The sequence below is a fragment of the Verrucosispora sp. WMMC514 genome (genome assembly GCF_027497295.1).
GTDB lineage: Bacteria > Actinomycetota > Actinomycetes > Mycobacteriales > Micromonosporaceae > Micromonospora > Micromonospora palythoicola.
In genome coordinates, this window is sequence record NZ_CP114906.1 from 6,760,842 (window position 1) to 6,782,939 (window position 22,098).

14 protein-coding genes and 1 other annotated feature are annotated in these 22,098 nt (G+C 66.4%); of the genes, 6 read left to right on the forward strand and 8 right to left on the reverse strand.

Annotated features, from left to right (window positions below; genetic code table 11):
• Positions 1–107 precede the first annotated feature (107 nt).
• On the reverse strand, positions 108–2,618 hold the full coding sequence (locus O7597_RS31240; protein ID WP_281581595.1) for an alpha/beta hydrolase-fold protein: 2,511 nt from the start codon (positions 2,616–2,618) through the stop codon (positions 108–110).
• A 301-nt stretch (positions 2,619–2,919) separates the two neighbouring features.
• Complete coding sequence (locus O7597_RS31245) at positions 2,920–3,375, reverse strand: hypothetical protein (RefSeq protein WP_281581596.1); 456 nt, start codon at positions 3,373–3,375, stop codon at positions 2,920–2,922.
• Positions 3,376–3,999: 624 nt separating this feature from the next.
• Here O7597_RS31245 and O7597_RS31250 point away from each other — a divergent pair.
• From O7597_RS31250 to O7597_RS31265, 4 genes are all read left to right on the forward strand, one after another.
• Positions 4,000–5,148: an amidohydrolase family protein gene (locus O7597_RS31250; RefSeq protein WP_281581597.1), complete on the forward strand. Its 1,149-nt coding sequence runs from the start codon at positions 4,000–4,002 to the stop codon at positions 5,146–5,148.
• 309 nt (positions 5,149–5,457) lie between these two features.
• Entirely contained in the window at positions 5,458–5,769 is a 312-nt protein-coding gene (locus tag O7597_RS31255) for a transposase (protein WP_269742286.1), read from the forward strand.
• Positions 5,724–5,837, forward strand: a sequence feature (AL1L pseudoknot). It overlaps the preceding gene by 46 nt.
• Entirely contained in the window at positions 5,766–6,692 is a 927-nt protein-coding gene (locus O7597_RS31260; protein ID WP_281580763.1) for an IS3 family transposase, read from the forward strand. (Overlaps the previous feature by 72 nt.) The genes O7597_RS31255 and O7597_RS31260 overlap by 4 nt, the downstream gene beginning before the upstream one ends.
• 158 nt (positions 6,693–6,850) lie before the next feature.
• Positions 6,851–7,603: a transposase gene (locus O7597_RS31265; RefSeq protein ID WP_269742288.1), complete on the forward strand. Its 753-nt coding sequence runs from the start codon at positions 6,851–6,853 to the stop codon at positions 7,601–7,603.
• A 364-nt stretch (positions 7,604–7,967) separates the two neighbouring features.
• Here the strand turns inward: O7597_RS31265 and O7597_RS31270 are convergent, their stop codons facing one another.
• The 6 genes from O7597_RS31270 to O7597_RS31290 all read right to left on the reverse strand — a co-directional run bounded on the left by O7597_RS31270 (position 7,968) and on the right by O7597_RS31290 (position 18,948).
• Positions 7,968–8,387, reverse strand: coding sequence for a hypothetical protein (locus tag O7597_RS31270; protein WP_269742289.1), 420 nt, complete (start codon positions 8,385–8,387; stop codon positions 7,968–7,970).
• Between the two features lie 86 nt (positions 8,388–8,473).
• Positions 8,474–10,909 carry an RHS repeat-associated core domain-containing protein gene (locus tag O7597_RS31275; RefSeq protein ID WP_348650778.1) on the reverse strand — a complete coding sequence of 812 codons (2,436 nt, stop codon included), beginning with the start codon at positions 10,907–10,909 and terminating at the stop codon, positions 8,474–8,476.
• Positions 10,910–11,131: 222 nt separating this feature from the next.
• A complete protein-coding gene (locus O7597_RS31280) occupies positions 11,132–12,250 on the reverse strand; it encodes an IS630 family transposase (protein WP_281580406.1) in 1,119 nt (372 codons plus the stop codon).
• A gap of 52 nt (positions 12,251–12,302) precedes the next feature.
• A complete protein-coding gene (locus tag O7597_RS31285) occupies positions 12,303–15,098 on the reverse strand; it encodes a hypothetical protein (protein ID WP_348650779.1) in 2,796 nt (931 codons plus the stop codon).
• Complete coding sequence (locus O7597_RS31860) at positions 15,088–16,023, reverse strand: hypothetical protein (protein ID WP_348650780.1); 936 nt, start codon at positions 16,021–16,023, stop codon at positions 15,088–15,090. Before O7597_RS31860 ends, O7597_RS31285 begins: the two co-directional genes overlap by 11 nt.
• A 144-nt stretch (positions 16,024–16,167) precedes the next feature.
• Complete coding sequence (locus O7597_RS31290; protein ID WP_281581598.1) at positions 16,168–18,948, reverse strand: LamG-like jellyroll fold domain-containing protein; 2,781 nt, start codon at positions 18,946–18,948, stop codon at positions 16,168–16,170.
• A 1,208-nt stretch (positions 18,949–20,156) separates the two neighbouring features.
• Here O7597_RS31290 and O7597_RS31295 point away from each other — a divergent pair.
• A complete protein-coding gene (locus O7597_RS31295) occupies positions 20,157–21,359 on the forward strand; it encodes an RNA ligase RtcB family protein (RefSeq protein ID WP_281581599.1) in 1,203 nt (400 codons plus the stop codon).
• Positions 21,356–21,964 carry a peptide chain release factor H gene (gene prfH / locus O7597_RS31300; RefSeq protein ID WP_281581600.1) on the forward strand — a complete coding sequence of 203 codons (609 nt, stop codon included), beginning with the start codon at positions 21,356–21,358 and terminating at the stop codon, positions 21,962–21,964. Before O7597_RS31295 ends, prfH begins: the two co-directional genes overlap by 4 nt.
• Positions 21,965–22,098: the final 134 nt, after the last annotated feature.

Sequence of the window (22,098 nt, forward strand, 5' to 3'; positions counted from 1 at the left end):
GCCGCTCGTCGATTCGTCGGCCAGGGTATAAGACTGCACCATTCACGACCCCGGGACGCAGCGGCCGGCCCGCCCGATCCGGGGCGCGCCGGCCGCGCGACGCAAGGTCACTTGATGGTCAGGGCGATGGCGTGAACCCGGCCGCGGACCGGGTCGATCTGCAACTCGTAGGAACCGGGGACGAGCCCGCTGGTGTCCCAGTGGAAGGTGTACTGGTTTCTTGCCGCGCTGTAGCGTGCGGTGTTGTCCGCCCTCTTCTGGACAGGCGTGGCCGGAACGCGGTTGCCAGCCACGCCGTCGGTCTTCCTCACGAGGTAGACGCGCGGCCGCGCGTCGGTGACCGTCTCGCCGTCTGCGCCGGTCAGGGTGAACTTGACCGGCACGGCGCGTCCGGCTTTGACGATGTCGGAGCCGTCGCCGGCCAGCGGTGGCCGCACCCCGCCGAACCGGTACTCGGGCGCGAAGATCCGCGGTACGAAGTCGATCAGATTCGCCATCCAGATGTCGAAGCCATGCGGTCCGACCCAGGTGCCGGCGTACTCGTATTCGATGCCCTGGGAGGTCAGCCACTGCATCGTGTTCTGGGTGAACGTGTACGTGAAGTCGATGTCACCGGAGTACAGCCGTGCCAGCTTGGTGCCTTCGTTGACCGCCTGGACGTCGACGCCGCTGGGGTAGGAGAACAGGAATCCCGAGAAGACACCGACGTAGGCGAACTCGCCCGGGTGGCCGAGCCAGGTGCCGAGGGTGTTCATGCCTCCCCAGGACAGACCGGCGAGCGCCTGCTCATCCGGATCAGTCGAGATGTTGTACTTTTCCGCCGCGGTCGGCATCACGTGCTGGCTGAGGTCGGTCCAGAAGTCGACGCCGTTCTGGTCGGGCATGACCACAACCATCGGCGCCATTGTCCCGTTGAGGTAGCTGTTGTCGAGAATCTGCTTGGCACGCCCGGTTTCGAGCCAGCTGCCGTAATTCTGGCCCCCGCCGTGGTACAGGTACAGCACGGGGTAGGCGGCTTCGCGGTCAGCATCGTAGCCTGGCGGCGTCCAGACGTACGCGTAGCGCTCTGTGCCCTGGCTTCCGTCGTAGGTCATCAGTGAGACCGTGCCGCCCCTGCTCTCGGGGACATCGGCCAGCATCGCATCGGACTTACCCGGCACGAAGAGCTGCGACTCCATCACGTGGGTGTTGACGGTGTCGGCCGGGTCCTTCGTGTCGACGCCGTCGACCACGTACCGGTAGTAGTGGTAGCCGTCGAGCGGTCCAACCGTGATTCGCCAACGGCCGTCGGGCTGCTTGTCCATCGGGATCCGGAACCATTGGCCATTCGGAGCCCAGTTGCCCCAGATCGTGACGTCCTTGGCACCAGCCCACTGGGTGCCGGTCTCGAACGTGACGATGCCGTGCGGGTCGATGTGCGGGGTGGTGATCGAGCCGGCCGCGGGGGGCTCGTACGGCCGGGCCAGCGCGCGGTGTCCCTTGCTGGCGCCGTGGCGGAGGACCTTCTGTCCGAAGAGCCGAGCGGCGAAGTCTCGCAGGTTCTCCCGCCACGCGTCCCAGGTGGCGCCGTCGTCAGGGTTGACGCCGTCGAACTCGAACCTCACTCCGGACTTCTTCAGGTCCACCAGCAGGTCGTAGTTGTCGTTGTACGACGGATCGAGTGTGTTGCCGACGTATGCCCGGAGCAGTTTGGTGCCCTTGTTGATCGCCTTGGCCTCCGCTCTGGTGATCGGGCCGTCGGCAGAGCCGGAGAAGGATCCGACGTAGGCGAATGTGCCGGGATCGCTGCGGAGGATGCTGATCGCCTGCTCGGCACCCGTGGCGACACCGGCCAGCGCCTGACCCTTGGGCCGAGACGAGATGTTGTAGCCGGCCCGTGCCGCCGGGACGATGGCGTCGAGCAGCTCGGCGCGGGGGTCGGCGGAATTGGCGTCGGCCATCACGACCACCATCGGCTTGGCGTCCCCGCCGGCGACCAGGTTGTCGAGGACCTGCTTCGCCCGGCCAAGTTCCAGCCACTCACGAGCAGTCTGACCCTCGCTGCTCAGCAGGTACAGGACCGGGTACGCCTCGGCCCGGGCGGAGTCGTAGCCGGGCGGCGTCCACACCAGGGCGGTACGGTCCTCCGCCGCTGTCGCGCTCGGGTAGGACAGTTCCTCCACAGTCCCGCCCGCGGCGATGTCGTCCATCCACGCGACCGACTCACCGGGCACGAAGAAGGTGTTCCAGTTTGGCTTCGACGTCACCGCCACCGGGCTGCCGGGCTGCCGGAAGGACACCTTCGACCTGTCCTGCATCGTCGCGGTGTACTGGTAGTAGTACAGCCCGGGATCGAGCGGACCGACGTTCGCGGCGTAGTCCGAGCCGCTCGGGTCGAGCGCGAGCGCCGACCAGGTGCCGCTCGGGCCGATGTTCGCCTCCAGTTCGAGCGTTGCCGGCGTTCCGCCGACAATGCTGCTGGCCTGCGACTGCGGCACCTTGAAGTAGTGATAGACGTCGTCGTTCGAATGCCACGTGTCGGTCGCGGCAGCCGCCGGGGCGGCCGCGATGACTGACACCACCACCAGAGCCGCGGCTGCGACAAGGCTGGTCGTTCGGGGGCCACTGCTGTGTGACATCGCGTTGCTGCCCCTCTCAGAGCGTCAAGGCCTCCCGCATCGAAGGCACGCGCCTCACCATCGAGATCGGCCACCGAAACCTTCCCGACAGCCACGACGGTCCACATTCACACCAGCGCACTACATGTCCTACACCGGTGTAGAGCGGATGGCAAGAGACCTCTCGAAGCCCCCTACGACATCCATGGTGGACTTTGTACTCGACACCGTCCGGATCTCCGGACGGCAAAAGAGGTCACCCACGAAAGCCAACACAACGAGCAGCCGCTTCCAGGTGGTTCATGCCTGTTGACCTGAAGTTTCATGCTGTTCGACGCAGTTGGCGCGCCCGTCCATCGAGTGCCTGCGTGAATACGTTCCACGCCAAACCCGTTGCACTGAGGGAACGGCACTCCAGCAGGTCAGCGGCCCATCCGTTGAGGACCGTCGGCGCTGGTTCGGCGTGCTGCGGGCCAGCCTCACCCACGTCCGGGCCGTACGCCCTGGTCCTCGTCACCGGCCCGCGACAGGAGATGCCCTCGGCCTCACCTGGACCGACGTCGACCTCGACGCCGGTGAGCTGACCATCGGCCGGCAACGGCATCGCGTACGCGGAAAGCTCCTGCACCGCGACACCAAGACCCAGGCGTCCGACGTCTGCCTGGCCGCGCTCAACTCGTTTGCTCACGCCGCCAGCCGCGCCGCTACGCAGCGTCCCGCCGAGCCGGCCCAGGTTCCGCCGCGCGACCACCCGCGACTCGGCGGGCTGGTCCGGCATCGCCCTCGATCCGTCCAGCATCGCCCGGCTGCACACCGCCTCGACGTGGGCAGCGCACCACCTCGATCGACTGGCCGCGATCGAGCAACATGGGCTGAACGCGGCACAGGGCGACCCACTGGTGCACCGCGACCTGTACCCGCACAGCGTGCGCCGGGCACCTGGCTCGGACAACCGGCCTGAGAACATTAACGTTCGTCTCAGATTCACCAGGTACGAAGTCGGCGTCAGATAAGCGAGGTAACCCGCCGACAGGGGCTAGTGATGACAGTGGATGCAGCGCCGTCAGGAAAAGCGCCGCCCGGGCGATTGAGGTTCGGGGCGGCCACCATGGCTCTGGCGACGGCATACCCGGTCGCCGCCTGCGGGTCGCACCCCCACGACAATGCGGGGCCCGCTGCGGCCGGCCCGTACAGCACGCACGCGAGCGACCGGTTCCTCGACCCCGGGCAGGACGCGAAAACCCCTGGTCCCGGCCGGCAGTGCCTCGGCGGGAGCGGCCGAGGTCGCAGCGGGGGGCACGGCTCGGGTGGAGACCTGTTCGACGAAGGCTCGATCCGAAGCATCGCGCAGACGGGTGCCGTACGGATACCACACCACCCAAACACCTGAAGAGAGACTGACATGAAGCCAATGGGACGCCGCACCTTCCTGGCCGCCGCCACGGCACTCGGCATCGGCGCCGGCGTGTCCACGCATGCGATTGTCTCGGCAGCGAGCGATGACAAGACTCCGGACCAGAACGCGGACAAGACCGCGGAAATTTACCAGCGAGACCGGGACCTGCCCTTCATCGGCACCGAGGAGACATTTTCGACTCCCACGTTGTTCAAGCTGAACTCCATCAATGAGGATCACATAGCGTTCCTTGAGGAAATTGGTCTTTCGGATCTAGGCCAACGCCGCATCGGCGACATGGACGCGGGGGGACTCGACGTTCAAATCCTCTCCGCTCATACACCGTCCGTACAAAATGTCCCCGGAAAAAGGGGCATCGACCTTGCCTATCGCCTCAACCGGCAACTTGTAGACGGGCCAATCGCCAAATATCCGGGCCGCTTCAAGGCTTTCGCCACCTTGCCCTTGCAGAGCCCCGAGGCGGCGGCGGACGAGCTGGAACGCTCGGTTCGGGAAGATGGCTTCCTGGGTGCACTGACCAACGGACATATCACGAAGAAGTACCTCGATCATCCCGATTTCGAGCCCGTGCTGGCACGTGCCGTTGCTCTTGATGTGCCGATCTACCTACATCCCGGCTATCCAGCTGACGAGATCTTCGAGATCCTTTACAGCACCACCCGACCTGAATACACGAAGGAGTACCAACCCTACATTTTCAGCGGGTCTGGATATGGCTGGCACCAAGAGGTACTGACCCAGTGCATTCGAATGATCACGTACGGAGTTTTCGACAGATTCCCCAAACTGAAGATCATCATCGGCCACATGGGCGAAGGCCTTCCCTTCTACTACGAGCGGATCGCCAATGACATGGGCGAGCCGACCGAAAACTCGCTCAAGAAGCCCTTCGAGCAATACTTCCAGGACAACTTCTGGATCACAACCAGCGCATTCCCCCAGACCGAACTGCTCAATCTCCTGCTGAAGTACATAAGCGTGGATCGAGTGATGTTCGCAACCGACTACCCGTTCGCGGACATAAAGGAGCAGACCGATTGGTTCCGCGGAGTCGATTTGCCACGCGAAGACAAGGAAAAGATTGCGTTCCGAAATGCAGAGGAACTGTTCAGAATGAAAATGCCCGTGAAGTGAGGCGCCGACGTCGGCAGCAGTAGCGACTCTCCTGAGATCCTCAGCGCGCCGACCCGCCTGGGTCATCGACAGTGCGGTTCGCGAGGGTCTCTACGGGTCCCCGTAGCAGACCCTCGCCCGCCCACGTGATTGCCTGGTCACGCCTGGACACCGTCAGTGGCGAGCACAGCATTCCACCGACGGCGAAGTGCGAACCCAGTTCTCATGGCCCGCTCCGACAACGACCCCCGTCGGAGCGGGCCTGAGGTTCCCCCGATAGCTCGGAGACTTTCGATCATGGTCTGATAGGCCCTGACCAGGAGGTTTTCTGTGCCCGCCCCTCGTAAGTACCCGGACGAGTTGCGCCAGCGTGCGGTGCGGCTCTACCGGGAGTCCGACCCCAAACCGGTGATCAAGCGCTTGGCCGAGCAACTCGGTGTGCATCCCGAGGCGCTGCGTAACTGGATCCGCCAGGACCAGGCTGATCACGGTGAGCGCTTCGACCAGCCCACCACCGCCGAGGCCGAGGAACTGCGCCGGCTCCGCAAGGAGGTCGCTGAGCTGCGCCGAGCCAATGAGATCCTCAAGGCCGCGTCCGCTTTTTTCGCATCGGAACTCGACCCGACCCGGCGACGGTCATGACGCTCGTGAGCGAGCTGCGCGACCGCTTCGGGGTCGAGCCCGTCCTCCGGGTCCTGAACATCGCCCCGTCGACCTACTACGGGTGGCTGGCCCGCGAGGCCACTCCCGGCCCGCGGGAGGTCGAAGACCGCGGGCTGCTGTCGGAGATCGTCGACATCCACGACCGGTCCGGGCAGACGTATGGCAGCCCGCGCGTGCATGCCACCCTCGCCCGCCGGGGCATCCGCGTGGGCCGCAAGCGCATCGAGCGGCTGATGCGTGAACACGACCGGCAAGGAGCCTTCCTGCGTAAGGGCTGGCGGGGCGGGTCCACGAAGCAGAACCCGAAGGCCGATCCGGCACCGGACCTGGTCAACCGGAACTTCACCACCGACGCCCCGAACCGGCTGTGGGTGGCCGACGCGACCCGAATCACCTGCGGTGATGGTGTGCTCTGGCTGGCCGCGGTCCGCGACGCGTTCTCCAACCGGATCGTGGGCTGGAAAACCTCCGACCGGTGCAACACCGACCTCGTCCTCGGCGCCCTCGAGTACGGGATCTGGTCACGCGACGTGCGTGACGGTCAGTTGATCCATCACAGCGACCGCGGATCGACCTACACCGCGATCAAATTCTCCGAACGCCTGGCAGACAACGGGATCCTGCCCTCGATGGGCTCCGTCGGGGACTCCTACGACAACGCCCTGATGGAAAACTTCTTCAGCACCCTGAAAATCGAACTGGTCTACCGCACCTCGTGGCGTACCCGAGACGAAGCGGAGAACGCGATCTTCGCCTACATCGACGGGTGGTACAACCGCGAACGCATCCAGAAGGACCTCGGCTGGCTGTCACCCGACGAGTACGAAGCCGCCTGGTACACAAAGAACATCGATACACCGAACCCCGTGAACACCACCCACGAACAGGCTCTAGCCTGCTAAAACGCCCTCCGCGTTATCGGGGGAACCTCAGTGGGGTGATCGATACCGTGAACCCACCATGGCTTGGCCCAGACGATGATGTCGTGATCGACTTTCGTCCGCAGTTACCCTGATGACAGCTGCCATGACCCCCGTTCACCGCCCCGCCAGTTCATGAGATGCCTGCTAAATCAGGGACTTGCACGCTGGCACGCGCTCAGGAACTCGAACCCCGAACCCGCGCGGTCACCGGCTGGCTCACCGCTCGCCGACCGGCCTGGCGCGAGCAGATCCAAGCGGTGGCGATCGACATGTGCACCGTGTTCAAGGCCGCGATCCGGCAGGTTCTGCCGCACGCGCTGCTGGTCGTCGACCATTTCCACGTCGTGCAGTTGGCCAACCGGGCCGTCACCGAGGTCCGCCGCCGGGTCACGCTCACTCAGCGCGGGCGTCGCGGCCGCGGCACCGACCCGGAATGGCGGATGCGTAACCGGCTGACCCGGTCCGCTGCTCGCATGCCCGGCAAGCACGTCGACCGCCTCGTCGACACCCTTGAGGCACTGCCCGCCAAGATCGGCGCCCCGATCCTCGCCGCGTGGAACGCCAAGGAAGACCTGCTCGACCTGCTCGCGACCGCCCGCACCAAGCCCGACCGGGAACACGTCCACCGACTGCTGCACCGCTTCTACACCCGCTGCGCCGCCACCGACCTGCCCGAGCTGCACCGGCTCGCCACCACGATCGAAACCTGGTGGCCGCAGATCCACGCATTCCTACGCACCGGAATCACCAACGCCGGATCGGAAGGCACCAACCGCGTCATCAAGACCGTCGCTCGCGACGCCTACGGCTTCCGCAACCCCGAAAACCAGCGCCTACGCACCCGCACCGCGACCACCCGACGCCACCGCGGACACCTCAACCCCGCTTAACTTCGAAGAGCCGTCAAAAGTCGGCATTGAGCTTGCATATACACGGCCAGGAGGTGATCTCTTCTTGCTACTGTCCGTCAACGTTCGGCCAGTGTTTTCGGAGGGTAAACGGGGGCTATCAGGATGCTTCCATGGGGGACGCCGACAGCACGTCGCCAGGGCCCCCCGCGCCCCCCGCTCCCCTGTCGGGCACCATCGGTACGAGAGCGACGTGCGCCTACCCGATCGCGACCCGTCCCATGCGGTAGGCAAGGATTAGTGTCCACAGCGAGAGCAGTGTCGGTTAGTCAGTTCATCGCTGCGGAGTGGCAACCGGGACGCGGGAGGAGACAATTGTCTCCTCCCGCGTTGTTCGCACGGTCACTCACTCGCGGTACCGAATGAAGCTCAGCTCCAGCACCTCCCGCTCTCCCCGAGCAATCTCAGCAGCCACATTTTCATCGATGTTCAGATATTCGCTGCGGGCGGGACCGATATCTAGCCTCGACAGGTAGACCAAGCAACGGGAATTCTCACCACGGATGCTCCCCTCCGCCAAAAGCACGTCTCGGCCAATCGACCCGTCAGCCTTCTCAAGCCGCATCCCTGGGGCCTGCACGAGCCCCATCGGATCGTCACTCGGCGGGCCGACGTACGCCACTTCGAACTGCGACTTCTCCCAGCCCTGGTGAATTTCCTGATAATCGGTGATTGTTGCAGTCGATGCACACTCCATGACCTCGGACTGCCAGGCAGGGCGACTGATGACCCCGCATCCACCCAGCACGAGAACGGTCAGCAGCAAGCCGGCCACCAGCCGCGCGAAAGAAGGAGCCGTGTCCACACGGCCGTGGCAGACGCCAGCGAGTCTCGACCACCCGTCCACACGACTCACATCTCTCCCCACCTCGGGTCGAACGGGACCCTCAACTCGGTCATCGCGTATTCCGCTACGCCTCTGTGGAACACGTATCCCGGCGTCGTCCGACCGTAGAGGTAGGTGCGAGCATCGGGATTCAGCTGTCCCGATTTCGCAATGTCCCGCATGCCACCTTCCCCCTGATTATACCCTACGGCGGCGAGTTCATCGATCGATAGTGGAGAATTGTTGGTTAGGAGTTTGGCGGTCACGGTGAGATCCTTCAGGTGATAAGTCAGCGCCGTGAGCGCGAGCTCGTCGTCGAGAACCAATTCATTCCAGGATCTCCCGGAGAATACCGCCGGATGCCTATCCTTAGTCTCCTGGAAGGTTCCTTCCTGCATTTGAACCAGCCCAATTGAAGGCGTCCCTGGATATTTACCAAGCCGGTCCAATAGGATTTGCGTCCCCTCCATCATCTTAGCGAATTTGCCCCCAATTGTCCGCAGATTGCTTTCCCTGAGGAGGATGGCAAGGACAGGAGCCGGCGACATTCCCGCCTTCGCCGCTATTTCCTTGACCAGCGGCGTGAATCTCACGATCTGATCGACTCCCGGCAACCGAAGGTTGGGCAGCAACTGACGCCATCCGCCGTTCTTCGGCTTGCTCGGCGTTACCGGTTTCCCGGTGACCTTCACGTTGCTCTTTCCGGAAGAAGTCTTGGTGACGTAGCCGCGGCGGCCCTGACCGTCGTTGTTCTCTTCGAAGTAGAGACCGCTGGGATCACTGTATGTGGCTGGGGAATTGTTGGCGTACGCGTATCCGTGCATCTGCTGCGGGTCTGTGAGATCCATGATGGGGTCGATGCTGATGAAGCGGCCGATGAACGGATCGTACTCTCGCGCGCCTATGTGAGTCAGGCCGGTGGGATCACTGGTGCCGCCGACGAAGCCTTTGTCCATGGCAGCTGGCCAGGTTCCGGTGCCGTTTCCGCGGGTGTCGCCGTACGGCAAGGTGCGGCGCTTGGCGACCGCGAGGGTGGTGGCGTTGACGGTCACTTCGGCGGTGCCGTGGTGGTCGGCGACGATCCAATGGAGGCTGCTGCTGGTCCGTACGGCAACCGTGGTGCCGGCGTGGCTGTAGTAGCGGGTGGCGGTCTTGGCGGTGGTGGAGTTTGCGTAGCGGACTTCTAGGCCGCCGGGTAGGTAGAGGGTTTTGCCGGTGGAGTCGGTTCGGGTCAGGCGGTTGCCGTCGGCGTCGTAGCGGAAGCTGGTGGTGCTGGCGCCTTCGGTGATGCTGTCGACCCGTGCCTCGGGGCTCCAGGACAGGGTTTGGGTGGCGCCGCTGGTGGTGGGCCGGGTGATGGTGTTGCCGGCGTTGTCGTAGCTGTAGTTCCGGCTCCACGTAGCGCCGCCGGTGGCGGTGACGTTGGTGACTGTGTGCGGCCGCGCCGAACCTGCCTGCGGGTGGGTGTAGGTGTAGGTGGTGTTGGTCGCGTGCCGGGTCTCGGTTAGCCGGTTGCCGGTGACGTCGAATGTCCAGGAGTGCCAGTACGGCGCCGGGCCGCCGAGCCCGGCCACGGTGGGGTTCGCCTGGCAGTCGCCCGAATTGGGTGTCCAGGCCCGGGTCAGCCGCCGCAGATAGTCGTGGTTGTAGCACTGCGTGTCCGCAGTCTGCCCCTGCGCCTGTTCCTTGATCTGAGTGACGTTCCCGGCGGGGTCGTGGTCATAGGTCCAGTTCGCTGCTTCCGGTTTCAGCTCGGGTACCACGTTGGTGGCCTTGAGTCGACGGGTGGGCTCGTCGAAGTCGGAGGTGACCGCGACCCGGTAGCCGTAGGCGCCGAACTCCCGCCCGGTCAGTTGACCCAGTTTGTTGTAGGTGACCGCTCCGACGTAGATCTGCGCCGCGGAGAGCAGACCGCCGGAGTCGTCGACGTCGTTGTAACCGACGATCAGCCGCTCCGACGGCAGGTCCGCCGCAGCCGGGAGGTTGATCTGGTGGACCTTGCCGTTGACCCGGTAGCTGGTGGTCGTGGTGTAAGTGCAGGGGTTGGGTGCCGCCGCCGCACACAGCTGCGACTCCGACGACGGCACCACCACAGACGCGGACGTCGGGCGGCCGTACGCGTCGAAGGCGTCCGTCCGGTTGATCCATGCCTGCCCGCCGACGTAGCGGGTCGCGGAGGTGAGCTTGCCCTTGCCGTTCGGCAGGCTGTCGTAGACCCACTCGGCCCGCTTCGCGCCGGTCGGGCTGCCATCGCGCAAGGTGGTCTTACGGCCCAACTCGTCATAGGTATGAGCAAGAGTCACGGTGCCGGTTCCCGTGCCTGACGGCGATGTGGTGGTCACCACGTTGCCCGCCGCGTCATACGTGGAGGTCGTCGTCCCCTTGTCCGGGTCCATCGTCTGGATTTCCCTGCCGCGCAGGTCGTAGCCGTAGGACCAGGTGTTGCCGGCCGGGTCCTGCACGGTTTTCTGTTGTCCGAGCAGAGTGTAGGTGTACTTAGTCTCGTCATACTTGGCCGGATCCGTCGATCCTACGTCGGCCCGGTCCTTGTACTGGCGCAGCCTCGTTACCTGCCCCTTGGCATCAAGAACCGTAGTGGTGGCGGTGGCACCGAGGGGTGGGGTGGTGTGGGTACGATCCCCGCCGTAGCTAGTGCCTTGACCACGAAGGTTCGCGGTGTTGGGTCAGGCTGCGAGGGCGGCGGGTTGGCCCCAGCGTTGTTGGCGTTCGCTGCGGATGCGGGCTCGTTCGCGGCGTTGGGCGGCCAGGACGTCGGGGTGGCGGGCGTTGGCGTTGCGCCAGCGCAGGTAGGTCTGCAGCTTTCGAGTCAGCGCCGGGTGGTTCGGGTGGTTGGAGCCGGCGATGACGAAGGTGCGTAGCGGCCCGAACTGGGCTTCGATCGGGTTGGCCCAGGAGGCGTAGGTCGGGGTGAAGCAGAGCTCGACCTTGTTGCGGGCCGCCCATGCCCGGATCTTGCGGCCTTTGTGCGCGGACAGGTTGTCCAGGATGACGTAGATCGGTGCCCCGTCCGGGCGGGCGGCGCGGATCGACGTGAGTGCGGCCAGGGTGTTCGCGGCGCTCTTGCGGCGCCGGACGACACCCCAGAGCTGGTCGTCGCCGACGGAGTAGCAGCCGTGGAACTGCCGGACGCCGTGCAGCTTGTGGTAGTTCGCGGGCAGCCGGTGCGGATGGCCTGCGGGTGCCCACCCGGCGCCGGGCTGGGGGCGGATCACGAGGGGTCCGAACTCGTCGAAGGCGAACACCCGTTGTGGGAAGTGGGTGCTGACGTACTCGATCCGGGCGAGTTTGGCATCGCGCTGCGGGTCGGTGGACTCCTTCCACGTCTTGGTCCGCTGGAAGGTGATCCGGTGCCGGCGCAGGATCTGCCGCAACCGTTCCCGCCCGATCCGGACCCGGCGGGTGGCATGCAGGCGCAGGTGGTCGGCGAGCTTGCGGATGCTCCACCGGGTGAACGGCCGCCCCAGCTTCTCGGGGCGGGTGTTGGCCGTCTCGACGATGAACTGCTCTTCGTCGCTACTGATCTGGCGGGGACGGCCACCCGCCCACTGAGGGTCCAGGCTGGCCATCCCCATCTCGTTGAACCGGTGAATGATCTGCCGGATCGTGTCCTCATCGGCTTGGACCAAGCGGGCGATCGCCGGCACCGTGTTCCCACCGGCCGAGGCGAGCACGACCATCGCCCGCCGTAGTCGGATCGGAGAACCGGTTCCCCGGCGGGTGATTCTGAGCAGCTGCTGACCTTCCTGGTCACTCAGCCGCCGCACGCGTACAAGATCTGCCACCGCCACAGCCTGACCCGCACAACGCCGCCCGCCCGACAGGCCGCGCGGCGTGTCAACCAACACCGTGAACGTTCGTGGTCACGGCACTAGTCGTGGTGCTCCACTTGCTCGCCCCGAGCGCTATGAGGATTTTCTCCGTCTGCCGGCCAGCCCCGTCGTACACGTTCTGGGTGATGGATGGGATTTGTCCCTGCGGTGTGCCGAGTGTCGTTGACGGTGAGGCGTTGGTGGTGTCGTAGTACGGGGCGGATGTCCACTCCACCTCACCGCGGGCGTTGTGGAACGTCTCGGTCAGCAGCCTTCCGCCGCCGGTGGCCTGGGTCTGGGTCTGCCGGGCCCGGAGGAAGCCGTCGAAGAGTTGAACCGACTTGCGGTAGCTGCTGCCAGTGACCAACAGCGTCTCGGTCGTGACCGCGGTCGGCCCACCGCTGTTGCGTACCAGGTAGCTAATCTTCATGCTCGGCGTCTGGTTAGCCTTGTTCCGTCCTGGCTGCCACACGTTGGTGACCCTGCCCAGCCCGTCGTAGGTCTGCTCGGCCACCGCCCCGTTCGGGTCGGTGACCTTCGTCGGCAGGTCCCACGCCGATTCCCGATCGGTGGTCGTGGCCTGGCTGAGGGCGTTGGTCACCACGGTCTGGGTCACCAGTCCACCGTTGCTCGTGGTGTAGCTGGTGGTTGTGGTGTAGCCCCGGGCGTCGGTGGTCGAGGCGATCCGGCCGTTGTCGTCGTAGGTGTTTGTTGCGGTGCGGAGGTATACCGGGGTGGAGCCGTTGAAGCGGTCCAGGTCCTCGGTGCGGACCACGTTGCCTTGGGTCGGGGCGGCGCCGAACGACGAGTCGTTGGTGTAGCTGTCGTAGAAGGTACGGCTCCGCTTCAGGACCGTGGTCGGGTTCGCCGGCGTCGTCGCGGCGGCACAGGTGCCGGAGAGCACTTCGGTCTGGCTGGCCCGGTCGAGCATCCACGCGGTCGCGTTACGGGCATAGCTGATCCGGGTGCACGTCTCGTCCCCCGTGGCTGACTCGTCGCCGAAATCGTCCACCTCCGCGGGGAAACCGTCCGGATTGAAAACGGTAGCGGTTTTGGTGGTACGGAACCCGCCAGCGGCCAGCGCAGTGCGACTACGGGTCGAGGCCGTGTTCACTCGCCACGCGTTGGTGGTGACCCCGTTACGTTCCCGGGTAGCGGTCGGTCCCACCCGCACCGGCTCGTTCACCGTGGAGGACACCTCGGCTCCGATGACGCCGCTGCTACTGACCCCGTTGTAGGTGATCTCCTGCCGGACGAAGCCCTGCAGCGCCTCATGGTCGGTGATGGATCCGCCCCAGGTGTCCGACACCTGCACGTTGCGGGTGCCGCTGGGCTGCTTGTCGCCGTGCATGCCACGCAGGTAGCGATACTCCACGGCGGTCTGCACCCCGTTGGTCGGGTCGCCCTGACGCACCCGGACCCGGCCGTAACCACGCCAGTCACCCCAGGTGCGGTGCTTGTCCTTGGTCAACTCGTCGGTGTTGTACGCCCAGGCCGGGGAGTCCAGGTAGTCGTAGAACGTGGTCTGGTTCGGCTGGTCGGTGACCAGGTCGTCCTGGTCGATACGGGTGACCACGTACTTGTGGAACCAGTCCAGCGTCGGGTCACCACTGCCCGGCCAGGAGAAGTACGCCGGCACGCACCGCTTGGTGTTCGAATGCGGCGTCGGCAGGCTGCCGCGGGTGCAGTCGTGCCCCGAGTAGGTGACCAGGATGTCCCCGCCGGACTCGGTGCGGATCTGCTTGATCCGCCACCGGTTCAGCTCGGTGCGCTGGTCCGACGGCCCGTCCACCCGGTTGGCCAACGGCTCCGCCCCCGGGTTGAACGTGATCTCCGGGTCGGAGACGACGACGCCACCGGCGGTGGTGACGTGCCCGGTCCGGGTGACCCCACGCAGCCACATCGGCGTGCTCTCACCGGTACCGGCGTTGATGAACTCCTGCCGCAACGCCCAGGACTCCACATCCCGATACGACGACGTGCCGTTACGCAGCTGAGCGGTCACCTTCGTCAGCCGCCGCGCCGACCAGAACGTCGGTGCGTTCTGCTCCACGCACGGCGACTCCTTGCAGTACTGGTCCCACGGAGTGTCCGGCCACGAGGCCGGCTTCGGATCCGACGTCCACGCCGTACCCGTCCAGCAGTTCGACAGACACCGCTCGTTGGTCTCGAACAGCACCCGCAGCGGCGCCGCCGCGTCGTACTCCGCACCCTTGCGCATCCCGTACTCGATGCGGTCCAGGTAGCCACCCCGGTCGTACGTGGTCCGCTGCGTCGGCGTCATGTTGCGGCCGTACGCGCCGGTCTCCTTCTTGTAGAAGTACGCCAGGGAGTTGCTGTTCGGGTCGACCACATAGTCCAGGTTCCACCGCCACCCCTGGGTACAACGGGCGTCGGCGAACGTCGAGTCGTAGCACGGCTCACCGGAGTTGTTGCCGTACACAGGCGCGGTCCAGGTCGAGTTCGTCACCGGCTTTTCCGAGGACCAGCCCGGCAGCCGGTGGTAGCCGAAGAAGTACTGCACCCCGTCGGTGGTGGTGAGCTTCCAGTACTCGTTGTCGTTGTCCCCGTTGTCACGGGCCGAGCCGGTGAGCCGCTCGATCCTGGTGCCGTCGTCGTCTTTCAACCGCCAGACCGAGCCGTCCCGAATCAGCTCACCGGCCCGACCGTTCATTGACAGCGTGGCGTTGTCGTTGAACCAGCACAGGTCGCCGGTCTTGTGGCTCGGGTTGTCGTCCGCGCAGGAGGCGTAGCGCCGCTCGATAAAGCCCGGCCACGACGCCCAACCATCACCGACCCAGCCACCCTGGTTATTCGACATCGCGGTCAACGTCCACACTGCCCGACGAGTACGCCAGGCTCACCGACGGTTCGGGACCGCCCAATCCTGGGGGCATCCGCATCTCGTACGACCAGGAGAAATCACCTGTTTGGGCCGACACATCCCAGGCAGCGGCCGGTGAGAGGTCGGTCGCCTTGTAGTCACCGTTGTCGCCACCCGACTCCGCCTGCACCGCCAGCAGCGTCGCCGCCTTACCCGACAGGCCCACCTGAGCCGACAACGTCGACGCCTGCGGGTCGTTCACCGTCGGCACCGGCGTCGACGTCTGGCATTCCGGTAGCTGCGGCGTGGTTGCCGCACACGCGGGCCGCTGCGTCAGCCGCAGCCGCGACGCCCAGTCACCACCGAACGCATGCGCGTACCCCGAATAGTTGACCCCGACCGACACCCGACCATTGCCCGGTATGCCATCCGAGCGACCGAGACTCAGCAGCACACCCTGCACGCCTGCCCGCGCCGTTGCCGCTCGGTCGAACACCCGCACCGTCACCGCTTCCGGCCCGGCCACACCCCGCGCGCCGAACCCTTTTGACTCCACTGCGGACACGGTCACCGGCAGCTCGCCAGCCCGATGCGCACCCGCCACAGTTGGGCGGGCCGTCGCCGTACCCGACCACGGCCAGGTCACGGGCCGTGGGCCCTGCACCGCACGCGACTCCGGGAAGGCCGTCACTCGTGCGGCCTCCGGCTTCGCGTCGGTCACCCGCAGTCCGGCAACATCCTTCGGCTTTGGCGGTTCCCACTTCGGCGCTGCCTCGACAGCCGACGGCTGATCGATCATCGTGACCGCCAGGACCACCGCCAACGGTGCGGACATCCAGCGCATCCGGCGCCCGACGCCGGGCCTTGCTTTCGTCCGCTGCGGCGGACCATCGACTTCAACCCTCATGGCGCTGCTCCCCATGCATGCTTTTAGCGACGGAACCGGAGGTGGAACGTGACGAGCTGACGGCACGTGAGTTCGGGAATCCTGGCAGCCTTGCCGCCATGGCAGTCGAGCCAGACCACTGACGGTGGCTCGGGCCGCCCGGAGTCCGGGTCGGATGGGTTACTGGGCGGCTTGCTGGCAGATTTCCATGTCGGAAAGGGTCCGCTGGAACGCGTGGACGTCATCGATTTCGCCGCGCCAACGGTTCGCGGCCGCGCCCGACGACAGACCACGGCCGATCGCGAACGATCCGGTCGCCGACCACGTGCCGGTAAAGGATGCTTCGGCGGTCTCACCGCCGCAGTTGAGTGGGTCGCCCATCACGAACGCACGGATCTTGTGGGTGGCCGCGTCGTACACCCCGGCGAGGTGTACCCACGTGCCCACGGACGGTAGCCCCCAGGACGTTCCGTCCGTGCAGGCGCTCGTCGAGTTGCCACCATCCGTGGGGCGCATGGCGAAGCACCAGCCGCCCGCGCCGCCGTTGGCGTCCTTGTTGTACATCAACTGGAACCGGCTGGCCGTCGTACCGTCCTGGCTCAACGCAACCTGATAGTCGTGGGCCGCCAGGTCAGAGGCGCGGACCCAGGCCATCACCGTGAAGCTCTTGGTGGTGTCCAGCACCGGCCCGGTGGTGGTGATCTGACCACCGGTCCCGGTGAACGATGCGGCGTTGCCGAGGTAGCCCGGCCCAAACGACGCCGAACCCGACAAGGTTCCCGGCGACAGGGCACTTCCACCAGAGCCCGAGTCCGCAGCCGTCGTCCCCGACGCCTCGTCGAACTTCCAGCGGGCGAACTTGTTCGGCACCGGTGACACCCAGAACTGGTGCAGGTGCGTCGGGCTGATGTTGCCGGCTATGTCCTTGGCCACCACGTTCAGCGTGTGCACCATGTCCGTGGCCGGAGTGTGCGTCACCGACATCGTCTTCGGATTGGTGCCCGACGCGACGACCGTGGTCGCCGCGCCGCTGTCCACCCACCAGGTGAAGTCCGCGACATCCGAGCCGCCACTGACCGCGAAGGTACCCGCGGTGCCCACGACGGTGCCCCACTCCCGCAGGGGGTACTGCGTCGAGGACACCGATGACACCGCCGGTGGTGCAGTGTCCACGCTCAGCGTCTGCCACCCCGACCAGTCACCCGTCAGGTTGTTCTCGTCCTTGGACCGGGCCCGCCAGTAGTAGGTCGATCCGTTGGCCAGCCCGGACGGCACCCGCCATTCCGCAGTGTCCGGTGCCGTGTCCGTCGTCGGCGCCGACGCGTTACTGGCCACCAGCGTCGCCGACGCCGAGGCAGAGGTGCGGACCTCGAAGGTGGTCCGGAGGTTTCCGTTGTACGGGTCCGATATGTCTGCAAGCAACGTCGGGGTCGTGGTGCGCACCACTGCCGGCGACGTGCACGCCTTGTAGCAGTCCGTCGTCGTTCTGAACGGCTGCGGGGCCGGCGGGTTGGGCTTCTTGTCGTACGTCGCGACCAGATACGTGTGGCCGGTGAAGAACTTCTTCCACCGGCTCTGGGTCGACTCGTGGTCGCCGTCGCTGTTACAGGCGCACAACCCGACCGTGTAGGTCGTGGCGTTCGCCGTCGCCCGATCCTGCACATCGTCCTTCAGGGTGGAGCCCTCGAAGACCGCGTCCGCGTCCGGCTGGATCGAGGTGCAGCCACCGGCCTCGTTGGCGATGCCCTCCCACGAGTCCAACCAGTACGACGACGGCAACGGCCGCGTCGACCACGACATCCGGGCCCCGCTGGACACCGTGATCGCTGACGTCCGGTACAGGTGCACCCACGTCGGATCACACGAATACGAGTGGTCCAGCTTCATGGTCACCTTCGCCGACAGGATCTGCGTACCGCGCAGCGTCGAGACGTTGAAGTCGAAGAACGACCGGTACAACACCCCGTCGTAGTCGTTACGACCCACCCACGCCCGGTTGCCCACGTCCCAGTTCTTGTTGTCGTCGTTGGCGTACGCCCACTTCGACCGCAACCCGTTGAACGGCGGATCCACGAACACCGGCCACGTCACCGACGGGTCATCCAACATCGCCTCATCGGCGAACACCGTCAACTCGCCGTCATCGACCTGAACATCGACACCCGTGCGACGAGAGTTGACGCCGGGCTCCGCACCCGACGCCGGCTCGGCCTCCGCCTGGCCGACACCACGCGCCGCCATCACCTCGCCCGCGACCATCGGATCCGCCGACGAATCCCACATCGACGCGGCGTGCGTCACCGCAACCGTCTCCCCCGCCGGATCCACCACCCGCAGCCCACCACGGGCATCCGACTCCACCTGGAGGTCTCCACCGAGCGCGTACCGGATCTGACGCACCGCCGGGTTCGCCGCCGCGGCCGGAGTCAGAATCTCCACCGCGTGCGAGAAGCCCTCCCGCAACGCCGTCACATGCAGATTCACCCCAGGAAGCACCGCGTCGTACACCGCGGTCGCACCGCTCAGCCGCGGCGTTGGTAGCGCCCCCAACGGCCACGACACCGTGAACGACGAACCGCCCTTCCGCCACGTCGCCAACGGTCCCGACCCGCCGGGCGAGAAGCGAACATCCGCCAACGTCGCCGCCGGCATCACCGCACCGCCCGACACCGACAGAGTCGGATCGATCGCCGCCCATGAACCATCGCCCCGGCGTACCCGCTGCGGCACCGCCGCCACCGTTAACGTCTGCGAACCCGACGGCTCCACCACCACCTGCTCGAACTCGGTCCGCTCACTCAACGCCTCCACCGGCACACCACACTCGGCAGCCAGCGCCGCAGCAGCCACCTCGTCCGCAGCCACCGTCACCGAACAATCCGAAAGCGACGAAGGCGCAGCGAACGCGGCATCGGACCCATCGACCACGCCAAGCCCCGACCCGAGCACTGCGACCGTCAACGCGACGACTGGCCAACGCGACCGACGAGGCCGCCTCCAAGCATGTAAGGACACAATGGAACTAGGCAAAACGGCAGCCTCCCCCCGTGAGAAATGATCACCACCCTGACCTGCATATTTCGATGTGTCAACATCAACGACTGCCGATCTGGGGGATTTGACCGACACTGTCGGGAAGATCATGTGTACGAAGAGTGGTCACGTCGAGTAGCCGGCGGGCTCGACAGGCGCACCTCGCGGCCGGTGAGCCGACAGCGCGGCAACAAGCAGCAAAGAAAGCCAAAGCGGCGGCAACTGCATTAGCATCTGCCGCTGGCACAGCGCGGGGGCAAGCCGCCAGTGCGACCGACTCTGCTCCGGTTGCCGACCTCGGGCGAGAGTACCGCTGACACCGGATAGGGCGAGACCAGACGTCCTGTGTCACGCCCGGACTCGGGTCCGTCGTGAACAAGATGGCAGCAAGATCAACGCTGGCCGAGTAGTAGGCAGACGGCCGACGCATCGACTTTGAACCACGCGACCGATACGCGGACCGCACCGCGGAGACGCGTTCCCCAGTCCACCGCACATCGAGCCGAGGTGGTTCGCGCACTGCCAATCACGGACTCACGTTTTCCCCACGCCAGGGACTATCGGTGGACCATACTTGGCAGAATCCGAACCACACATACCAGCAGCTCACTGCCCTGCAATAGTCGTCTCACCGGTTCGACGTCACGCTGGGGTAACCAGTTGACGGCACTTCCGCAGGGATAAGCCACGACGGGCAAGACGTCCCACCGTCGGGCGTGGCAGCAGAGCGGGAGCGTTGTACACCGGCGGATGGGATTTGTGTCGGTGGGGCGACGTTGACCAGGGATCCATGATCGTCGTTTGTGGCGAACTGCAACTCAGGTCTAGATAACCGGGTCAGCCGATTGGTGACGCCGCTGTCCCGACTCGTCTTCGAGGATCGACGCGGCAGCGACCCGGTCTGCGCATTTTCGGCGCCATCGCGCTCGTCCGAGAGTCAGCTTACCTAGCTGGACCGGGCGGGGACGTTCTCAGGCGGCGGGGTGGTTCGCTTGGACGGACCCGAAAGTCTGTTGCCGGCGACTATGAGTTCCGGGACGCTGGTGACATGACGTTCTGAGGGAAGCACCTTCGTCGCCGCCACGCCATCGCGATCGGCGGCCGTCCATCCCCCCTTTGGCGAGAAGCGAGCGTCCTTGTCCGTTAAGCCTCTCCGGCAGGAGTCCCTGCCGGCACCTACTCCTGCCACCGTTACCGTCTTCGCCTCCCCGGGCAGCTGGGTCGAGTCGGAGGCCGTCGACCAGTGCCACCAGGTGGCCACCCTCGACGGCATGGTCCATGTCGCCGGCATGCCGGACCTGCATCCCGGCAAGGGCGCCCCTATCGGCGCCGCCATGACCTCGACGGTGCTCTACCCGCACCTGATCGGCTCGGACATCGGCTGCGGCATCGCCGTCTTCCCGATCGCGCTGAAGCGGGTCGTGCCGGAGCGGCTCGCCGCCCGCTTCCCCGACCTGGACCGCCCGCTCGACCCGGATCGGGACGCCGACGACCCGGCCTGGTCCGTGCTGGACGGTAACGTCCCCGCCGGCCACCTCGACGGTCTCGGTACCGTCGGGCGGGGCAACCACTTCGTCGAGCTGGCCCGCGTCGGCGAGATCCTCGACCCGGGCCACGCCGCGCGGCTCCAACTCGCCACCGGCGACACCGTTCTCGTCGTGCACAGCGGGTCGCGCGGTCTCGGCGAGCGGATCCTGCGTGAGCACACTGAGCTGCGAGGCGCCGGTCCCGCCGACGACCCGGCCGGGTACCTGGCCCGACACGACGACGCGGTGCGCTGGGGTTCGCTCAACCGGCGGCTGCTGGCCGCCCGGACCGCGATCGCGCTGGGCGCCGAGCCGACAGCACCGATCGTCGACCAGTGCCACAACCTGGTCGAGATACGCGACGGGCACTACCTGCACCGCAAGGGCGCGGCCCCGGGCGACAGCCGAGACGTGCTCGTCGCCGGCACCCGCGGCACCCCGTCGTACCTGGTGGCCGCGCACGCGGGCGCGCAGGCCAACCACTCGGTGGCACACGGGGCGGGCCGCAAGATGTCCCGGGCCGACGCGCTGCGCCGGGGCCGAGCCAAGCACACGGTCGACGAGCTGCGCCGCACCCCGGTGGGTTCGCTGGTGGTCTGCGGCGATCGGCAGCTGCTGTTCGAGGAGGCGCCAACCGCGTACAAGCGAATCGAGCAGGTGATCGCCGACCTGGTCGGCCACGGGCTGGCAACCCCGGTGGCGACCACGGTCCCACTGGTCACCTACAAGACGCCGGACGTGGGAGCCGCGGCCCGCAACGACCGGCGACCCGAGCGCCGGCAAGCCGAGCACCGGCGGCGGGGGCAGCGGTGACCCCGCACCTGCTGCTGTCGGCGGGCCGGGGCCCGCAGGAGTGCGCATGGGCGCTGGCTCAGCTGCTGCGCCGACTGGACGCCGACGCCACCCGGCACGATGTGGGCGTCGTACGGCTGGAAAGCGTCGCCGGCGACCGGCCCGGCACCTACCGGTCGGTTCTGATCCGGCTCACCGGTGCAGGTGCGGAGACGGTCGCCGCCGCCTGGACCGGGACGTTGTGCTGGCAGGCGCCCAGCCCCTACCGTGCCGGCCACGGCCGGAAAAACTGGTACGTCGCCTCCCGACGCTGCGAGGTCGACGCCACGGTCAACCCGTTCACCGAGGCCGACGTAAAGGTGGTGGCCGTACGCACCGGCGGGCCCGGCGGCCAGCACCGCAACAAGGCCAGCACCGCAGCGCGGGCCACCCACCGCCCGACCGGCACCGTCGTGGTGGTCGACACCGAGCGGCATTACGGCCTCAACCGGAGCATCGCGCTGCGGCTCCTGCGGCAACGGCTCACGGCCAGTGACGAGGCGGCCAGGCGGGCGGTCGTTGCCGCCCGATGGCGCGTCCACGACGAGCTGGTCCGCGGCGATCCCGTGCGCATCGAACGCCCCTGACCGCCCTTCGCGCCCCCGCCCACGGGACGACACACAGAGGCCTCCTGAGCCTCTCCCGACTTGCGGCAACGCCCGGGACTGCTCAGGCTAATCAAAGTCTCTGCAAGATCCGGGGCGGTTCACGTCGACCGGGA

Bases quoted from the DNA above. Each gene is read 5' to 3' on its own strand.
- O7597_RS31285 (WP_348650779.1), bottom strand. From the start codon at position 15,098: ATGTCGAATAACCAGGGTGGCTGGGTCGGTGATGGTTGGGCGTCGTGG.
- O7597_RS31245 (WP_281581596.1), bottom strand. From the start codon at position 3,375: ATGCCGGACCAGCCCGCCGAGTCGCGGGTGGTCGCGCGGCGGAACCTG.
- O7597_RS31860 (WP_348650780.1), bottom strand. From the start codon at position 16,023: ATGGGGAGCAGCGCCATGAGGGTTGAAGTCGATGGTCCGCCGCAGCGG.
- O7597_RS31265 (WP_269742288.1), top strand. From the start codon at position 6,851: ATGCCTGCTAAATCAGGGACTTGCACGCTGGCACGCGCTCAGGAACTC.
- O7597_RS31240 (WP_281581595.1), bottom strand. From the start codon at position 2,618: ATGTCACACAGCAGTGGCCCCCGAACGACCAGCCTTGTCGCAGCCGCG.
- O7597_RS31250 (WP_281581597.1), top strand. From the start codon at position 4,000: ATGAAGCCAATGGGACGCCGCACCTTCCTGGCCGCCGCCACGGCACTC.
- O7597_RS31260 (WP_281580763.1), top strand. From the start codon at position 5,766: ATGACGCTCGTGAGCGAGCTGCGCGACCGCTTCGGGGTCGAGCCCGTC.